This window comes from Streptomyces sp. NPDC000404, from assembly GCF_040300365.1.
GTDB classification, from domain to species: domain Bacteria; phylum Actinomycetota; class Actinomycetes; order Streptomycetales; family Streptomycetaceae; genus Streptomyces; species Streptomyces ramulosus.
In genome coordinates, this window is record NZ_JBEPDN010000005.1 from 178,496 (window position 1) to 194,305 (window position 15,810).

Sequence of the window (15,810 nt, forward strand, 5' to 3'; positions counted from 1 at the left end):
CGCGCGCCCGTGCGACGCGCCGGGCGTGTCACTCCACCGGACGGCTCAGCCGGGCCACGAACTTGTAGCGGTCGCCGCGGTAGACCGAGCGGACCCACTCGACCGGACGGCCCTCGGCGTCACGCGAATGGCGGGAGAGCATCAGCATCGGCAGCCCGACGTCCGCGCCCAGCAGCCCCGCCTCGCGCGGGGTGGCCAGCGAGGTCTCGATGGTCTCCTCCGCCTCGGCCGGCCGCACGTCGTAGACCTCGGCCAACGCGGTGTAGAGCGAGGTGTACTTGACGAGGTTGCGGCGCAGCGCCGGGAAGCGCTTGGCGGACAGATGGGTGATCTCGATGGCCATCGGCTCGCCGCTGGCCAGCCGCAGCCGCTCGATGCGCAGCACCCGGCCGCCGGCGGCGATGTCCAGCAGTTCGGCCAGCCGGTCGTCGGCGGTGACGTAGCCGATGTCCAGCAGCTGCGAGGTGGGCTCCAGCCCCTGGGCGCGCATGTCCTCGGTGTAGGAGGTCAGTTGCAGCGCCTGGGAGACCTTCGGCTTGGCGACGAAGGTGCCCTTGCCCTGGATGCGCTCCAGCCGGCCCTCGACCACCAGCTCCTGGAGGGCCTGGCGGACCGTGGTGCGGGAGGTGTCGAACTCCGCGGCCAGCGCCCGCTCCGGCGGCACCGGCGTGCCCGGCGGCAGGGTTTCGGTGATCTCCAGCAAGTGCCTTTTGAGACGGTAATACTTGGGTACGCGGGCGCTGCGTGTGGCCGTGGTGCCGTTCTCCGCGCTGCCCCCGTCGGTCTGCATGACCCGCCCTTCCGCCCTCTGTCGTGCTGCCGTCACCGGCTCCTCCGTACCTTGCGCCTCACATCGTGGCACGGGCGTGGTCGCCGGGCCCTTCCGCGGGCCCGCACCCGGCAGATGTCGGTCCGGTAACGGAGCCGACAGCGACTCTTATACACCCTTGACACCCCAAAAGGTCTAGGCCAAGCTGCGGGCACTGGTCTAAACCATTAAAGACCACACCCGGCCTCTAGGGGAGAGCGCAATGAAGCGTGGACTCATAGCAGCGACCGCGGTCGCGGGAATGCTGATGAGTGTCGCTGCCTGTGGGTCCAGCGACGGCAGCGGGAACGGCGCGGACGGCTTCAAGGGCCAGAAGCTGACCGTGTGGGTGATGTCGGGTTCCAACCCGTCACAGTGGACGGCCCAGGTCTCCAAGGAATTCGAGAAGAAGACCGGCGCCACCGTCGACTTCAAGGTCCAGCAGTGGGAAGGCATCCAGCAGAAGCTGACCACCGCGCTGTCCGAGGACAGCCCGCCCGACGTCGTCGAGATCGGCAACACCCAGACCGCCGCCTACGCCAAGGCCGGCGCCCTGCTCGAACTCGGTGACCTCAAGAAGCAGATCGGCGCCGACTGGAGCGACTCCTTCAACAAGGCGGCGATGGCCGACGGGAAGCAGTACGCCCTCCCGTGGTACGCCGGCAACCGCGTCGTGATGTACAACAAGAAGATCTGGGCGAAGGCCGGGATCAAGGACCTCCCCACGACGCGCACCGAACTCTTCAAGGCGTTCGACACCATCGGCAAGAAGACCGACGCCGAACCGCTCTACCTGCCCGGCCAGAACTGGTACTTCTTCGACGGCCTGACCATCGGCACCGGCGCCGACCTCGTCAAGAAGAGCGGCGGCAAGTGGGTCTCCAACCTCGCCGACCCCAAGGTCGCCAAGGCGATGGACATCTACAAGACCTACCAGTCCTTCAGCGACGCCCCCAAGAACAAGGACGAGGCGACGCCGCAGCAGGCCGAGGTCTTCGCCAAGGGCAAGACCGGCGCCATCATCGCCATGGGCTACGAGGCGGCCACCGCGATCAAGGCCAACCCGGACATCAAGGACGACATCGGCTTCTTCACCATCCCCGGTGAGACCGCCGACAAGCCCGAGGGCGTCTTCCTCGGCGGCTCCAACCTCGCGGTCGCCGGCGGCAGCACCAAGCAGGACCTCGCCAAGGAGTTCCTCAAGATCGCGCTGTCGAAGAAGAACGACGCGCAGATGGTCAAGGAGGTCGGCTGGAGCCCCAAGTCCCCCGACCTGGCGAGCGCCACGAAGGGCAACCCGGCGGCCGAGGCGGCGGCCCCCGCGGCCGCGAAGTCCGGCGGCACCACCCCGCTCATCCCGGAGTGGGCGGCCGTCGAGAACGTCCCGAACCCGATCAAGAACTACATGACCGCCGTGCTGAACGGTAAGACCGCCGACGACGCCGCCAAGGCCGTCGAGCCGGAGATCAACAAGCGGCTCGCCCAGAAGTAGGGGCAGCAGCCGCGGAGGGGGCGCCGCCCGATTCCCGGGGGCGCCCCTTCGCGGACCCGGCCTCCGTACGGCCCGTACGCCCGGCCCGTACGCAGGCACCGCAACGCGCGCGACATCGGTACGAAGGGGAGCGAACGGCCATGGCAGTGCAGCTCGACGACGCGGTGGACAAGAGGGCGCCGCGCATCGGCAAAGGCGGTGCGCCGCCGTCCGGCCGCGCCACCGGCACCAGGTCAAGCCGCACCGGCAGAGCCGCGCCCTATCTCCTGCTGCTCCCCGCCCTGCTGGCCACCGCCGTCTTCCTCGGCTGGCCGATGGTCCGCAACATCCTGCTCTCCTTCCAGACCCTCAACATGAAGGAGCTGATCCAGCACCTGACGGTCTGGCGGGGCGCCGGCAACTTCCAGGAGATCCTGGGCAACGAGGAGTTCTGGCGGGTCACCGTCCGCACCCTCGTCTTCACCGCCGTCAACGTCGTGCTGATCATGGTGCTGGGCGTCCTCGTCGGACTGCTCCTGGCCCGGCTCGGCAAGAAGATGCGCCTCGTGCTCTCCGTCGCGCTGGTGCTGGCCTGGGCGATGCCGGTCATCGCCGCCACCACCGTCTTCCAGTGGCTCTTCGACTCCCGCTACGGCGTCGTCAACTGGGTCCTGGACCAGCTCGGCTGGCACTCCATGGCCCACTACGACTGGGTCGGCACCCAGCTCTCCACCTTCTTCGTCATCACCCTGCTGATCGTCTGGCAGTCCCTGCCCTTCGTGGCGCTCAACCTCTACGCCGCGACCACGACCATCCCCAAGGAGCTGTACGAGGCGGCCCGGATGGACGGCGCCGGGACCTGGAAGGTCTTCACCACCGTGACCTTCCCCTTCCTCAAGCCGTTCTTCCTCGCCACGACGTTCCTGGAGGTCATCTGGGTCTTCAAGGCGTTCCCGCAGATCTTCGCCATCAACAAGGGCGGTCCGGACCGGCTCACCGAGACCCTGCCGATCTACGCGTTCACCGAGGGCGTCGGCAACCTCCACTTCGGCATGGGCGCCGCGATCTCCCTGCTCACCATCGCCGTGCTGCTCGCCGTGACCGCGTACTACCTGCGTCTGACGCTCAAGCAAGAGGAGGACGAGCTGTGAAGCGCTCGCTCGCCGGCCGGATCTGGCCCAACGCGACGGCGATCGTCCTCGCCATCGGCTTCGTCTTCCCCGTCTACTGGATGTTCAACACGGCGTTCAAGCCGACCGGCGACATCATCAGCGACGTCCCCGTGTGGTTCCCGCTGCACGGCACCCTCCAGCACTTCGCGACCGCGGTGGGCGCCCCCGACTTCTGGACGCTGGCGGGCAACTCCCTCCTCGTCACCGCCCTCGCCGTCGGCCTCTCGCTGCTCATCGCGCTCTGCGCCGCCTTCGCGCTGACCCGCATGCGGTTCAAGGGCCGCAAGGCGACGCTGCTGGTCTTCATGGTCGCGCAGATGGCGCCCTGGGAGGTCATGGTCATCTCGATCTACATGATCGTCCGCGACGCCGACATGCTGAACAGCCTCGTCCCGCTGACCGCCTTCTACATGCTGATGGTGCTGCCCTTCACCCTCCTGACGCTGCGCGGCTACGTCGCCGCCGTGCCCAAGGAGCTGGAGGAGTCGGCGATGGTCGACGGCTGCTCGCGCCGCCAGGCGTTCACCAAGGTCGTCTTCCCGCTGCTCGCCCCCGGTCTGATGGCCACCTCGCTCTTCGGCTTCATCACCGCCTGGAACGAGTTCCCGCTGGTCCTCGTCCTCAACAAGGAACCGGCCAAGGGGACCCTGCCGCTGTGGCTGTCGCAGTTCCAGAGCCAGTTCGGCGACGACTGGGGCGCCACCATGGCCGCCGCGTCGATCTTCGCCGTGCCGATCCTGGTCCTCTTCCTCTTCCTCCAGCGCAAGGCCGTCGGCGGCCTCACCTCCGGCGCCGTGAAGGGATGAGGCGGACCCCATGAGCACCACCCGTACCCGCGCGGCCACCGACGCCCTCACCCGCGACGCGCTCGCCGTCCTCCAGCCCGGCTTCCGCGGCACCACCGCCCCCGACTGGGTGCTGCGCCGCCTCGACGAGGGCCTCGCCGCCGTCGCCGTCTTCGGCCGCAACGTCGAGGGCCCGGACCAGCTCGCCGCCCTCACCGCCCAGCTGCGCGCGGTCCGCGACGACGTGCTGGTCGCCGTGGACGAGGAGGGCGGCGACGTCACCCGCCTGGAGGTCCGCACCGGCTCCTCCTACCCGGGCAACCTCGCGCTCGGCGCCGTCGACGACCCGGCGCTCACCCGCGCCGTCGCCCGCGACCTGGGCGCCCGCCTCGCCGCCTGCGGCATCAACCTCAACTGGGCGCCCTGCGCGGACGTCAACTCCGACCCGGGCAACCCGGTCATCGGCGTCCGCTCCTTCGGCGACAGCCCGGCGCTGGTCGCCCGGCACACCGCCGCCTACGTCGAAGGCCTCCAGTCCGCCGGGGTCGCCGCCTGCACCAAGCACTTCCCCGGCCACGGCGACACCGCCGTCGACTCCCACCACGACCTGCCGCGCGTCGGCGTGGACCTCGCCACGCTGCGGGAGCGGGAGCTGGTGCCGTTCCGCGCCGCCGTCGCCGCGGGCACCCGGGCCGTCATGAGCGCCCACATCCTGCTGCCGGCCCTGGACCCGCACCGCCCGGCCACCCTCAGCCCGGCCGCCCTGCACGGTCTGCTGCGCGCCCCCGAAGCCGAGGGCGGCCTCGGCTTCGACGGGCTGATCGTCACCGACGGCATCGAGATGCGCGCCATCTCCGCCGCGTACGGCATCGAACGCGGCAGCGTCCTGGCCCTCGCCGCCGGCGCCGACGCGCTCTGCGTGGGCGGCGGACTCTGTGACGAGGCCACCGTGGACCGGCTGCGCGACGCGCTGGTCCGGGCGGTCCGCGACGGCGATCTGCCGGAGGAACGGCTGGCGGACGCCGCGGCCCGGGTGCGCGCCCTGGCGGGGTGGGTCCGGCAGGCCCGCGGCGCGGACGCCCCGGGCACGGCGACCCCCAACGCACCGGCTCCGGGTGCGGGCGCGGTGGAGGGGGCCGCGCCCGCACCCGGGCTGTCGGCCGCCCGCCGCGCGCTGCGCCGCACCGCCCGGGAGCCGTTCACCCCGCTCACCGGGCCGGTGCACGTCGCCGCGTTCACCCCCGTCGCCAACATCGCCGTCGGCGACGAGACCCCCTGGGGCGTCGCCGCCGAACTGACCCGGCTGCTGCCCGGCACGACCACGACCGCGTACGGCGCCGAGCGGGCCACCGCCGAGGGCACCGACCGGCTGGTCGCCGCGGTGCTCACCGGGGCCGGGCGGCGCCGGGTGGTCGCCGTCGTCCGCGATGCGCACCGGCACCCCTGGATGGCCGCGGCGCTCGGCGCGCTGGTGGCCGCCCGCCCGGACACCGTCGTCGTCGAGATGGGCGTCCCGCAGGCGGAGCCGTGCGGGGCGCTCCACCTCGCCACCCACGGCGCCGCCCGGGTCTGCGCCCGCGCCGCGGCCGAGGCGCTGACGGGCACGGCGGCCGACGGCTGACGCCGCCACAGACCGGCGGCCGGGACGCTCCCGCGTGGGGGGAGCGCCCCGGCCGTCGCCGTGAGCAGCTGGTTTACAGGCCCTGCCACTCCGGCTTGGCCGCGTACGTCGCCCGGAAGTAGTCCGCGAGCTTCAGCTCCGATGCGGCGGCCTCGTCGACGACGACCGTGGCGTGCGGGTGCAGCTGGAGCGCGGAGGCCGGCACCACCGCGGCGACCGGGCCCTCGACCGCCTGCGCCACGGCGTGCGCCTTGCCCGCGCCGGTCGCCAGCAGCACCAGGTGCCGGGCCTCCAGGATCGTGCCGATGCCCTGCGTGATGACGTGGTGCGGCACCTCGTCGAGGCTGTCGAAGAACCGCGCGTTGTCCTCGCGGGTCTGCTGCGTCAGCGTCTTGATCCGGGTGCGCGACGCGAGCGAGGAGCACGGCTCGTTGAAGCCGATGTGACCGTCCGTGCCGATCCCGAGGATCTGGAGGTCCACCCCGCCGGCCGCCCGCAGCGCCTCGTCGTACGCCGCGCACGCCGCCGGGATGTCGTCGGTGCTGCCGTCGGGCCCCAGGAAGGACCCCTTGTCGATCCCGAGCGGCTCGACGACCTCGCGCAGCACCACCGAACGGTAGGACTCGGGGTGCCCGGCGGGCAGCCCGACGTACTCGTCGAGCTGGCAGACGCGGAGCCGCGAGGCGTCCACCGCACCGGACGCGACCTGCGCGGCGAGCGCTTCGTAGATGGGCAGCGGGGTCGAGCCGGTGGCGACACCGAGCAGCGCGTCGGGCTTGCGGCGCACCAGGGCGGCGAGGGCGTCGGCGATGAGCCTGCCGCCTGCGGTGGCGTCCGGAACGATGACAACTTCCACGCGTGGCCTGCCGTTCTGAAGAATGGAGTCTGGTGGTATAGACCAATCTATCAGAGGGGTCACCCCCGGACCCGGCTCCCGGAAGCCCTCCTCCCGCCGTGAATCGGCCCCGAATTCCCCGCCCGCCCACGTATTCCACTCTCCGTACCGAATCTTCCACACTGCGTTTATGCGCCGTCCGGTCCCGGGCGTACGGAATTCCGTAATTCCCTTACGGGGAAGGGGGAATGGGGGGCCGCCGAGCGGCACCGGAAAAGAGGCGGGGAATACGCGCGCCCGGAAAAAAGGGGTGCGTCGCCGGGCTTGCCCGACGGGGAACGGGTGGCCCGGCGACGCACCCGGCGGTCGCCCGGGGGGAAGCAGGCGGGCGACCGGGAGGAGGAGGTCGTTCGGTGATCTGCTTCCAGCATGGGGGCGCGGAATCAAAAGGCCGTCAACGGGGGATCAACGCCAGATCCGCCCCGCCCGGCAGGTCCGGGGCCCGTCCGCCGGCGCATCCGGGCCCGGAAACACCCGCGGGCCGCGGCGCCGGGACAGGACCCTCAACCTGTCCGGCACCGCAGCCCGGAGCTTCATCGGCCGGTTCCGCGGGGCGGTCGGGCACCCCGAGTGCGGTAGGGGTGGCGCCCGCCGGGGAACCGGTCGATCGGAGACCGCCGCGTAGTCAGGGCAGAGAACGCGCCGGTCTCGATCCGCCCTCCTGTGCGGGGAGAGCGGAAGTCTGTAGCAGAAAACATTGTGGACTAGACCATTCTGATCTGTCCATGCCCATGCGGGGCGAAAGATCCGTGCCGCCCCGCCCGGGGGACGGTCGCCCCACGGGAAGCCTTCCCTGCGGAGAACACGGGAAGAACAGGGACACCGTACGCCGGTAGGCTCGCTGGCGTGCCCTCCATGAACGATCTCGTACGCCAGCACACCGCTCTGAGCGACTCCGACCTCGAGTGGCTGCACCTGCTCGTCTCGGAATGGCAGCTGCTGTCCGATCTGTCCTTCGCCGACCTGGTGCTGTGGGTGCCCACCCTCGACGGGACCCGCTATGTGTCGGTGGCCCAGATGCGCCCGAACACCGGGCCCACCTCCTACCAGGACGACATGGTCGGCCACCTCGTGCCCCGGGGCCGGCGCCCGATGCTGGACTCCGCGCTGGACGAGGGGCGGATCGTCCGCGAGGGCGACCCGGAGTGGCGCGAGGAGGTGCCGGTCCGCGTCGAGTCCATCCCGGTGCGCCGCGAGGGCCGGGTGCTGGGCGTGATCGCCCGCAACACCAACCTCCTCACCGTCCGCACCCCCAGCCGCCTGGAGCTGACCTACCTCCAGAGCGCCTCCGACCTCGCCCAGATGATCGCTGCCGGAACGTTTCCGTTCCCGGCCCAGCAGGTCGACATGGACGCCTCGCCACGCGCCGGCGACGGCCTGATCAGGCTCGATGCGGACGGCGTCGTCCAGTACGCCAGCCCCAACGCGCTCTCCGCCTACCACCGCCTGGGCCTCGCCGCCGACCTGGTGGGCCACCACCTCGGCCGCACCACCGCCGAGCTGGCGCCCGCCCGCGGCCCGGTCGACGAGGCGCTGGTCAAGCTGGCCAGCGGCTGGGCGCCCAGGGAGTTCGAGGTGGAGGGCGAGGAGGGGGTGATCCAGCTGCGGGCGATCCCGCTCAAGCCCAAGGGCACCCACAGCGGCTCGCTGGTGCTGCTGCGCGACGTCACCGAACTCCGCCGCCGCGAACGGGAATTGATCACCAAGGACGCCACCATCCGGGAGATCCACCACCGGGTGAAGAACAACCTCCAGACCGTCGCCGCGCTGCTGCGCCTCCAGTCCCGCCGGATGGACTCGGCCAAGGGCCGCGAGGCGCTGGACGAGGCGGTGCGCCGGGTCGGCTCGATCGCGATCGTCCACGAGACGCTGTCGCAGAACCTCGACGAACGCGTCCAGTTCGACGAGATCGCGGACCGGGTCCTCGCGATGGTCGCCGAGATCTCCCCCGGCAAGGTCACCACCCGCCGCACCGGCCGCTTCGGCATCCTCGACGCGGAGGTCGCCACCCCGCTGTCGATGGTGCTGACCGAGATCCTGCAGAACGCCCTGGAGCACGCCTTCGACGAGGGGGAACAGGGCGCGGTCGAGGTCGGCGCGGTCCGTGGCGGCAGCCGCACCGAACCCCGGCTGCTGGTCACCGTCCAGGACAACGGCCGCGGGCTGCCCGAGGGCTTCGACCCGCACAGCGCCGGAAACCTGGGGCTCCAGATCGTACGGACCCTGGTGGAAGGGGAGTTGGGCGGCGCGTTCGACATGGTGCGCGGCGCCGAGGGCGGGACGCGGGTGCTTCTCGACGTACCGGTCCGGCCCGAGAAGAGCTGACCGGGGCGGGCGGCCCGCGGCCGCCGGGGGAGCGGCGCGGCGGCCCGTGCGGAAGCGGTCCGCACAGCAGTAAGCCCCGGACCATCGGATGGTCCGGGGCTCAAAGCTCACGTTGCTCTGCGCATCGGGGGTACTGCGCGCTGCGGCTCGGGGGCCACGGGGAGTCTGTGTCAGGCGCTGGCGTTGCGCGCCCGGTTGCGAGCTGCACGGCGCTTCATCGCGCGGCGCTCGTCCTCACTCAGACCACCCCAGACGCCGGAGTCCTGGCCGGACTCGAGCGCCCACTGCAGGCACTGCTCCATGACGGGGCAGCGGCGGCAGACGGCCTTGGCTTCCTCGATCTGCAGGAGCGCAGGACCGGTGTTGCCGATGGGGAAGAAGAGCTCGGGGTCTTCTTCGCGGCAAACGGCGCGGTGACGCCAGTCCATGGCTGCTCCATCTCCTCGTATAACGGGAACGTTGCTTGTGAATGTGAACGCTTTCACGAATCCCTCCGCAGGGGAAGGGCCGAATGCCAGTCGACAAACTGGTGCGGTCCTGTGGAATGAGGAGGGGATTCGGGCTCTCAAGGGGGCCGGATGAAGTGGCCGTCCCGATCGCCATGAAGAGACTCGCAAACCTCGGCGACGGATACAACCCCTACCGGAAACTTTTTTTTGATTCCTTGGTGTCGCCTAGGTCACAGCCGTACTTCTAGGGGGTGGAAGTCAGCCTAAACGTTCGAGTGAAAGGACTTTAGGCCCTACTGCTCACACAATCACACGCAGTGCACGGCGTACGCCTGTGAACGTCACACTCGTACGCAGTCCGAGGTGGTCTCCGTCCATCTGAAAGGGCAGTGGCGCCTGTGAATGCAAGGTGAAGGCCGTCAGGTCGTGGAGTGACAGTGCGTGCTTGCCGTGGGGGCCGCGCTCCGGGGTGGACGTCAGCAGCTGGGTCGCGTAACGGGTCACCGCGGCGGGCGAGAGGCGGCTCAGCGCGAAGACGTCCAGCGCGGTGTCGAACGAGGCGTCCGGGAGCGGGTAGAGCGGGCGATTGCCCAGGTAGCTCCAGGGTGCGGTGTTGCAGATTATCGACATCACCAGGCCGTCGGTGACCTCCGGGGCGCCGCCGTCCGCGGCCGGGCGCTCCAGCGTGATGGTGCCCTCCCGGCGGTTCTGGTCGCCCAGGAACTGCCGGACGACCTGACGGACGTAGAGGGCGTGCGTCGACCGCTTGCCGCGCTCGCGCTGCTGTTCGACGCGGCCGACCACCCCGGCGTCGAAGCCGAACCCGGCGCAGAAGGTGAACCAGCGCCCCGGGACACCTTCGTCCTCGCTGCCGCGGGTGCCCGCCGCGTGCCCCAGGCCCACCGTGCGCTCGCTGCCGTCCCGGAGCGCGTCCAGCAGGGCGCCGGTCGCCTCCACGACGTCGTTCGGCAGGCCGAGCGCGCGGGCGAAGACGTTGGTGGAGCCGCCGGGCACCACGGCCAGGCGGGGGTGGGAATCCGGGTCGGGGCCGTGCGTCAGCAGGCCGTTGACGACCTCGTTGACGGTGCCGTCGCCGCCGAGCGCCACCACCAGCTCGGTCCTGCCGTCCTCGGCGGCCTGCCGGGCGAGGTCGCGGGCGTGGCCGCGGTAGCGGGTCTCGGCGACCGTCAGATCGAGATCGCTGGCGAGCGCATGGGCCAGAACGTCACGGGTGCGGGCACTGGTGGTGGTGGCAGCGGGATTGACCACGAGAAGCGCGCGCATGACCGCCAGCGTACCTACCTGCAGGTACCGCTCCGGCGACGCACCTCCCCCGGGGGCGGGGGCGCGGCGCCGTCCGGTGCGGTGGGCCGGGGGCGGCCGGCGGGCCGCGGGGCGGCGCTACCCTGCTGGGGTGAGCAGTAAGCAGCAGAAGAAGTCCGCACGCCAGGCCGCCGCCGCGCCCGCGGCCCCCGAGCAGCCCGGACCGCGCCCGGCCCGGCTGAGCGCCGCCGCGGTGCTCACCGCCGTGGAGGGCGTCGCGCTGGCGGCCCTCGGCGTCTCCCTGCTGATCGAGGGCGTCACCGGTTCGCCCGACAGTCCGCAGCAGGCCGTCACGGGCGCCGTGACCGTGCTCGCGCTGGCGTTGTTGCCGCTGGCGGCGGCCCGCGGGCTGTGGCTGCTGCGCCGCTGGAGCCGCGGCCCCTCGATGATCACCCAGATCGTGGCGCTGCCCGTCGCCTGGACGCTGATCAGCGCCGGCGGTGCGCTGATCGCGGCCGGTGTCGCGCTGGCGGTCGCCGCGTTCACCGTCCTCGGGCTGCTGGTCAACCCGACGGCGACGGTGGCGCTCGGCATCGGCCCGCGGGAGTAGCGGACGGGAACGGCGAAGGGGCGGGATCCGCACGGATCCCGCCCCTTCGGCCGTCACGGCCGGGGCCTCACTCCTCGACGAGGAGACGGTCGCGCAGCTGGGCCAGGGTGCGGGCCAGCAGCCGGGAGACGTGCATCTGCGAGATGCCGACCTCCTGGGCGATCTGCGACTGGGTCATGTTGCCGAAGAACCGCAGCAGCAGGATCTTCTTCTCGCGCGGCGGCAGATCCTCCAGCAGCGGCTTGAGGGACTCGCGGTACTCCACGCCCTCCAGCGCCTCGTCCTCCGCGCCGAGGGTGTCGGCCACCGCGGGGGACTCGTCGTCGGTGTCCGGGACGTCGAGCGAGAGGGTGGAGTAGGCGTTCGCCGACTCCAGGCCCTCCAGGACCTCCTCCTCGGAGAGCGACAGATGCTCCGCCAGCTCATGGACGGTCGGCGCCCGGCCGTGCCGCTGGGACAGCTCGGCGGTCGCCGTCGTCAGCGACAGCCGCAGCTCCTGGAGGCGGCGCGGCACCCGGACCGCCCAGCCCTTGTCCCGGAAGTGCCGCTTGATCTCGCCGACGACGGTGGGCGTCGCGTACGTGGAGAACTCCACACCGCGGTCCGGGTCGAAGCGGTCGACGGACTTGATCAGGCCGATGGTCGCGACCTGGGTGAGGTCGTCCAGGGGCTCGCCGCGGTTGCGGAACCTGCGGGCCAGGTGCTCGACCAGCGGGAGGTGCATCTGCACCAGGGTGTTGCGCAGTTCCGCGCGCTCCGGGGAGCCGTCGGGGAGCTTTCGCAGCTCGTGGAACATCGCCCGGGCACCGCTGCGGTCGTGCGGGTCGTGGGCGTGTGCCGGTTCGTGGGCGTGCGGGGGCTCCGGGGCGCCCTGCGGCTCCTCCGGGGTCTCCTGGGGCGGGCGCGGCGTGTGCTGCGCCCGCTCGCCCTGCTGCTCGCTGTCGTCCATGTGGTCCGCCCGCTCTGCCTGCTCCGCTGCGTCCGGCCGGCTGCCGGGGTCGTCCGCGCCCGTCGGGTGCGGCCGGGCCTGCTGGTCCGGGATGGTCGCACCCGGCGCGATCCCCGCGCCGCGTTCGAGATCTTTCACGGGGCCCCCTGTTCGGTCATGACGGTCCGGGACCGGCGCCGCGCTCCTTGTAGAGGCTGATGGTGACCGTACGGTCCTCGGCGACGGCGGAGTCGACCTTGCCGGCCAGTGCGGAGAGCACCGTCCAGGCGAAGGTGTCGCGCTCGGGTGCGCGGCCGTCGGTGGTCGGCGCCGAGACGGTCACCTGCAGCGCGTCGTCGATGAGACGGAAGACGCAGCTCAGCACGGAGCCGGGGACGGCCTGCTGGAGCAGGATCGCGCACGCCTCGTCCACCGCGATGCGCAGGTCCTCGATCTCGTCGAGGGTGAAGTCCAAGCGGGCTGCGAGTCCGGCAGTGGCCGTACGCAGCACGGAAAGGTAGGCACCCGCAGCGGGCAGCCGGACTTCCACGAAGTCCTGGGTCCCGGGCTCGCCTGCGATCTGGGACACCCTCACCTCCAAGGTGGCACAAGCTGGATTGAGCTGATACGAGTTGAGCTGATGTGCGTGGCCACTGCGCCGCGCCGGGCGTCCGGCCGGTCCTCCCGAGGAAGGGGCGGTGGCGCGGCGCAGCACAGGGTTCGGCTGTGACGCTACCGCGATCCGCGGGCCGGTGTCGCCCGGACGGAGCACGGCCGTCGTCCGGAATGCGAACGGATCCGGGGGCTCCCGGAACCGCTGTCGTCACTGATTGTAAACACACCAGTACGCACAGTGGCTAGGGGGTTGAGGGTGTCAAATCCTCGACGGTGACGCTCCGTTGACCCTCGTGGTGTCCGCGAGGGCGTGCAGTTCCTTTCCAGTGAGCCGGAAGACCGTCCATCCGTCCATGGGCTGCGCGCCGATCGACCGGTAAAAGCCGATGGACGGTTCGTTCCAATCCAGGACGGACCACTCGAAACGCTCGTAGCCGCGGGCGACGCAGATCTCCGCGAGCGCCGCCAGCAGCGCCTTGCCGTGGCCCGCGCCGCGCGCCTCGGGGCGGACGTAGAGGTCCTCCAGATAGACACCGTGCGTGCCCGTCCACGTCGAGAAGTTCCGGAACCACAGGGCAAAGCCCACCGGCTCGCCGTCCTCCTCGGCCATCAGCGCGAAGGCCGCGGGCTGCGGCCCGAAGAGCGCCTCGGTGAGCTGCGGCTCGGTCGCCTGCGCCGCCTCGGGGGCGCGTTCGTACGTGGCGAGTTCGCGGATCATGGCCAGGATGACGGGGACGTCGGCGACGGCTGCTTCGCGGATCATGCCGCCAGGCTAAACCGCGCCGGTGGCGGACCGGCAGGGAGGCCGGTGGACGGGGACCGGGCGCGCTCGGGCGGGGCGGGCAGCGGGCCGACCCCGTGGCCGGGCCGGGGGCGCGCCGGGGCCGGCGCGCGGCGGCCGCAGTGCGTTTCGGGGCCGGGCCCCGCCGCCCTCACACCAGGAGCTGGTCGACGAAGCACCACCGCCAGGACTCGCCCGGCTCGAAGGAGCGCATCACCGGGTGGCCGGTCGCCTCGAAGTGCGCCGTGGCGTGCCGGAACGGCGACGAATCGCAGCAGCCGACATGGCCGCACGCCAGGCACAGCCGCAGCTGGACGGGGTGGCTGCCCACCTCCAGGCACTCCGGGCAGGTGTCGCTCAGCGGGGCGGGTTCGGCGCGTGGCAGATCACGGACGTGCGGACACTCGCTCATGATGGCCAGGTTAGAACGGCGGCGGCGCGGGCGGGCCGTCGCCGGGGTGCCTCAGGGGACGGACGGGTCGGGCCGATGGACGTCATGCCGCTGCTGTTGCTGATCGCCGGGAGCGCGGCCGTCGCCGCGCTCGCCCGGCGCACGCCCGTCCCGGCGCCGCTGCTGCTGGTCGCCGCCGGGCTCGTCGCCTCGTACGTCCCCGGGGTGCCGGACTACACCCTCGACCCGCACGTCGTGCTGCCGCTGGTGCTGCCGCCTCTGCTGCACACCGCGGCCCTGGAGAGCTCCTACCTGGACCTGCGGGCCAACTGGCGGCCGGTGGCGCTGCTCTCCGTCGGGTACGTCCTCTTCGCCACGCTCGCCGTCGGCTTCCTCGCCCATCTGGCCATCCCGGACCTGCCGCTGACCGCCGCGCTCGTCCTGGGCGCCGTCGTCGCGCCGCCGGACGCCGTCGCGGCCACCGCCATCGCCCGCCGGCTGGGGCTGCCCGGCCGGATCACCACGATCCTCCAGGGCGAGTCCCTGGTGAACGACGCGACCGCCATCACCGCCTACAAGGTGGCCCTGGCCGCGGCGGTCGGCGCGGGCGCCACCTGGGCCGACGGGTTCGAGGAGTTCGCCGTCGCCTCCCTGGGCGGCATCGGCGTCGGCCTCGTCCTGATGGTGCCGCTGCACTGGCTGCGCCTGCGGCTGCGGACGTCGCCGCTGCTGGAGAACACCCTCTCGCTGCTCATCCCGTTCGTCGCGTACGCCACCGCCGAGCAGATCGGGGCGTCCGGGGTGCTCGCCGTGGTCGTGATCGCCGTCCACCTGGGGCACCGCTCCTGGCAGGTCGACTTCGAGACCCGGCTCCAGGAGGCGGCGGTGTGGCGGATGGTGTCGTTCGTGCTGGAGTCCGCGGTCTTCGCGCTGATCGGGCTCCAGCTGCCGGTGGTGCTGCGCGGGCTGGGGGAGTTCAGCGGCGCGCAGGCGGCGCAGTACGCGGCGCTGGTCTTCGTGGCGGTGGTGGTGGCGCGGTTCGTGTGGGTCTTCCCGGCGACCTATCTGCCGCGGACCTCGGCCCGTATCCGGGAGCGGGAGCCGGACGTCACCGTCGCGGCGCCGCTGATCGTCGGCTGGGCCGGGATGCGGGGCGTGGTGTCCTTGGCCATCGCCTTCTCCATCCCGGCGACGGTGCACGACGGCGGGCCGTTCCCCGCCCGCAACCTGGTGCTCTTCCTGACGTTCACCACCGTCATCGCCACCCTCGTCGTCCAGGGCCTGACGCTGCCGCCGCTGATCCGCGCCCTGAAGCTGCCCGGCCGCGACGCGCGGGCGGAGACCCTCGCCGAGGCGCAGGCCCAGAACGAGGCCTCGCGTGCCGCCGAGGAACGCCTCGATGCCCTGCTCGCCGACGAACGCAACGCCCTGCCGGGACCTCTGGAGGACCGGCTGCGCACCGTGATGGAGCGCCGCCGCAACTCCGTCTGGGAGCGGCTGGGCGCCGTCAACGAGACGACCGGCGAATCCGCCGACGAGACGTACCGCCGGCTGGCCGGCGAGATGATCGACGCCGAACGCCGCGTCTTCGTCCGCCTCCGCGACACCCGCCGCATCGACGACGAGATGCTGCGCACCCTGCTCCGCCGCCTCGATCTGGAGCAGGCGGCGGCCTATCGGGAGGAGCGGGGGTGAG

15 protein-coding genes are annotated in these 15,810 nt (G+C 71.8%); 7 read left to right on the plus strand and 8 right to left on the minus strand.

Annotated elements, in window-relative coordinates; translation table 11 throughout:
• Window positions 1-28 precede the first annotated feature (28 nt).
• Window positions 29-790, minus strand: a complete 762-nt coding sequence (locus tag ABT345_RS10980) for a GntR family transcriptional regulator (RefSeq protein WP_345086362.1) — start codon at window positions 788-790, stop codon at window positions 29-31.
• 241 nt (window positions 791-1,031) lie between these two features.
• Between ABT345_RS10980 and ABT345_RS10985 the strand changes: the two genes are divergently transcribed.
• From ABT345_RS10985 to ABT345_RS11000, 4 genes are all read left to right on the plus strand, one after another.
• Complete coding sequence (locus ABT345_RS10985; RefSeq protein WP_465270453.1) at window positions 1,032-2,300, plus strand: extracellular solute-binding protein; 1,269 nt, start codon at window positions 1,032-1,034, stop codon at window positions 2,298-2,300.
• Window positions 2,301-2,440: 140 nt separating this feature from the next.
• Window positions 2,441-3,430 carry a carbohydrate ABC transporter permease gene (locus tag ABT345_RS10990; protein WP_345086360.1) on the plus strand — a complete coding sequence of 330 codons (990 nt, stop codon included), beginning with the start codon at window positions 2,441-2,443 and terminating at the stop codon, window positions 3,428-3,430.
• A complete protein-coding gene (locus ABT345_RS10995; RefSeq protein ID WP_345086358.1) occupies window positions 3,427-4,257 on the plus strand; it encodes a carbohydrate ABC transporter permease in 831 nt (276 codons plus the stop codon). Before ABT345_RS10990 ends, ABT345_RS10995 begins: the two co-directional genes overlap by 4 nt.
• A 10-nt stretch (window positions 4,258-4,267) precedes the next feature.
• Entirely contained in the window at window positions 4,268-5,857 is a 1,590-nt protein-coding gene (locus ABT345_RS11000; RefSeq protein WP_345086356.1) for a glycoside hydrolase family 3 protein, read from the plus strand.
• Window positions 5,858-5,930: 73 nt separating this feature from the next.
• Here ABT345_RS11000 and nagB read toward each other — a convergent pair whose 3' ends face one another.
• Complete coding sequence (nagB, locus tag ABT345_RS11005) at window positions 5,931-6,713, minus strand: glucosamine-6-phosphate deaminase (RefSeq protein ID WP_345086354.1); 783 nt, start codon at window positions 6,711-6,713, stop codon at window positions 5,931-5,933.
• An 894-nt stretch (window positions 6,714-7,607) separates the two neighbouring features.
• Here nagB and ABT345_RS11010 point away from each other — a divergent pair.
• Window positions 7,608-9,077 carry a sensor histidine kinase gene (locus tag ABT345_RS11010; RefSeq protein ID WP_345086672.1) on the plus strand — a complete coding sequence of 490 codons (1,470 nt, stop codon included), beginning with the start codon at window positions 7,608-7,610 and terminating at the stop codon, window positions 9,075-9,077.
• A gap of 170 nt (window positions 9,078-9,247) precedes the next feature.
• On the opposite strand, the gene ABT345_RS11015 is transcribed toward ABT345_RS11010, so the two are convergent.
• A complete protein-coding gene (locus ABT345_RS11015; RefSeq protein WP_003983230.1) occupies window positions 9,248-9,505 on the minus strand; it encodes a WhiB family transcriptional regulator in 258 nt (85 codons plus the stop codon).
• 321 nt (window positions 9,506-9,826) lie between these two features.
• A complete protein-coding gene (locus ABT345_RS11020) occupies window positions 9,827-10,810 on the minus strand; it encodes a diacylglycerol/lipid kinase family protein (protein ID WP_345086351.1) in 984 nt (327 codons plus the stop codon).
• 130 nt (window positions 10,811-10,940) lie between these two features.
• Between ABT345_RS11020 and ABT345_RS11025 the strand changes: the two genes are divergently transcribed.
• Window positions 10,941-11,399 (plus strand): hypothetical protein, encoded by a 459-nt coding sequence (locus ABT345_RS11025; protein WP_345086349.1) that lies wholly within the window; start codon window positions 10,941-10,943, stop codon window positions 11,397-11,399.
• Between the two features lie 67 nt (window positions 11,400-11,466).
• On the opposite strand, the gene ABT345_RS11030 is transcribed toward ABT345_RS11025, so the two are convergent.
• From ABT345_RS11030 to ABT345_RS11045, 4 genes are all read right to left on the minus strand, one after another.
• Window positions 11,467-12,459 carry an RNA polymerase sigma factor SigF gene (locus ABT345_RS11030; protein ID WP_345086670.1) on the minus strand — a complete coding sequence of 331 codons (993 nt, stop codon included), beginning with the start codon at window positions 12,457-12,459 and terminating at the stop codon, window positions 11,467-11,469.
• 43 nt (window positions 12,460-12,502) lie between these two features.
• Window positions 12,503-12,916: an ATP-binding protein gene (locus ABT345_RS11035; RefSeq protein ID WP_143940718.1), complete on the minus strand. Its 414-nt coding sequence runs from the start codon at window positions 12,914-12,916 to the stop codon at window positions 12,503-12,505.
• 285 nt (window positions 12,917-13,201) lie between these two features.
• Window positions 13,202-13,705, minus strand: a complete 504-nt coding sequence (locus tag ABT345_RS11040; RefSeq protein ID WP_345086346.1) for a GNAT family N-acetyltransferase — start codon at window positions 13,703-13,705, stop codon at window positions 13,202-13,204.
• 169 nt (window positions 13,706-13,874) lie between these two features.
• The gene (locus ABT345_RS11045; RefSeq protein WP_345086344.1) at window positions 13,875-14,135 is read right to left on the minus strand and encodes a UBP-type zinc finger domain-containing protein; all 261 of its coding nucleotides are present in this window, start codon (window positions 14,133-14,135) and stop codon (window positions 13,875-13,877) included.
• A 75-nt stretch (window positions 14,136-14,210) separates the two neighbouring features.
• Between ABT345_RS11045 and ABT345_RS11050 the strand changes: the two genes are divergently transcribed.
• Window positions 14,211-15,809 carry a Na+/H+ antiporter gene (locus tag ABT345_RS11050; protein ID WP_345086342.1) on the plus strand — a complete coding sequence of 533 codons (1,599 nt, stop codon included), beginning with the start codon at window positions 14,211-14,213 and terminating at the stop codon, window positions 15,807-15,809.
• Window position 15,810 lies beyond the last annotated feature (1 nt).

What these genes read in the sequence shown, in the direction of transcription:
- ABT345_RS10980 (WP_345086362.1), bottom strand. Translation starts at nt 790, where the DNA reads ATGCAGACCGACGGGGGCAGCGCGGAGAACGGCACCACGGCCACACGC.
- ABT345_RS10985 (WP_465270453.1), top strand. Translation starts at nt 1,032, where the DNA reads ATGAAGCGTGGACTCATAGCAGCGACCGCGGTCGCGGGAATGCTGATG.
- ABT345_RS10990 (WP_345086360.1), top strand. Translation starts at nt 2,441, where the DNA reads ATGGCAGTGCAGCTCGACGACGCGGTGGACAAGAGGGCGCCGCGCATC.
- ABT345_RS11000 (WP_345086356.1), top strand. Translation starts at nt 4,268, where the DNA reads ATGAGCACCACCCGTACCCGCGCGGCCACCGACGCCCTCACCCGCGAC.
- ABT345_RS11010 (WP_345086672.1), top strand. Translation starts at nt 7,608, where the DNA reads ATGAACGATCTCGTACGCCAGCACACCGCTCTGAGCGACTCCGACCTC.
- ABT345_RS11015 (WP_003983230.1), bottom strand. Translation starts at nt 9,505, where the DNA reads ATGGACTGGCGTCACCGCGCCGTTTGCCGCGAAGAAGACCCCGAGCTC.
- ABT345_RS11020 (WP_345086351.1), bottom strand. Translation starts at nt 10,810, where the DNA reads ATGCGCGCGCTTCTCGTGGTCAATCCCGCTGCCACCACCACCAGTGCC.
- ABT345_RS11040 (WP_345086346.1), bottom strand. Translation starts at nt 13,705, where the DNA reads ATGATCCGCGAAGCAGCCGTCGCCGACGTCCCCGTCATCCTGGCCATG.
- ABT345_RS11045 (WP_345086344.1), bottom strand. Translation starts at nt 14,135, where the DNA reads ATGAGCGAGTGTCCGCACGTCCGTGATCTGCCACGCGCCGAACCCGCC.
- ABT345_RS11050 (WP_345086342.1), top strand. Translation starts at nt 14,211, where the DNA reads ATGGACGTCATGCCGCTGCTGTTGCTGATCGCCGGGAGCGCGGCCGTC.